Source organism: Rothia sp. 27098_8_161 (assembly GCF_041432905.1).
Lineage (GTDB): Bacteria > Actinomycetota > Actinomycetes > Actinomycetales > Micrococcaceae > Rothia.
The window spans coordinates 1-690 of record NZ_JAPWAL010000072.1; the positions used below are offsets into that span (position 1 = coordinate 1).

The following is a 690-nucleotide window of genomic DNA, read 5'->3' on the forward strand; positions in this document are numbered from 1 at the left end:
CGAACACGTTGGGGATGGGCAGGGTGAAAACACCGCCGACTAAAGCGCTTCCCGAAAATCAACGAAGCAAAAACCAACCGAACACTTGAGCGGGGGTGGCTTGTACATTCACAAGCCACCCCCGCTCAAGGTGTCAGCTAATTACTTTTCGCCGCGCTACTTGTGCCGCTCTACTTTTTGCGGCTCAAAATCCCGATGTTTCCCGCGATGTTACTGCGCTCAGTGTTACTTTTCTTCGGGCGCGTCGCCGAAGCCACCGTCCAGTAGCTTCTGTAGCTCCGAGTCGAAGTCTACGTCGTCCAGGCTGATTTCGTTCATGCGCGCATCGTATGCGGTGAAGTCTTCCACCTCGGCGGGGGTGGGCAGGGTCTCTGGGGTGTCCCAGAGGCCGTCGCGCGCCTCAATGCCGTGGGCGTTTTCGTACCAGCGCCAGAACTGCTGTGCCTCACGCACTAGGCGGGGGCGCAGTTCCAGGCCGACCAGGTTCTCGAAGACCTGCTCGCTGGGGCCGCCGTCGATGCGGCGGCGCGCCATAATTTCGGTCAGTTGCGGTGCCTTGGGCAGGTTGCGGGTCGCGTCCTCGGTTACGACGGATACCCAACCTTCGATGAGCGCGAGCAGACTCTCCAGACGTTGCACCGCTAGTTCCTGATCTTCGGTGCGCTGGGGGCTGAACAGGCCGCCTTCGAA

At 60.4% G+C, this 690-nt stretch carries 1 protein-coding gene; it reads right to left on the bottom strand.

Annotation, left to right across the window (positions count from 1 at the left end; translation table 11 throughout):
* Positions 1–225 precede the first annotated feature (225 nt).
* A partial coding sequence (locus O3648_RS08455; protein ID WP_371569609.1) for a zinc-dependent metalloprotease occupies positions 226–690 on the bottom strand: 465 nt, incomplete at its 5' end.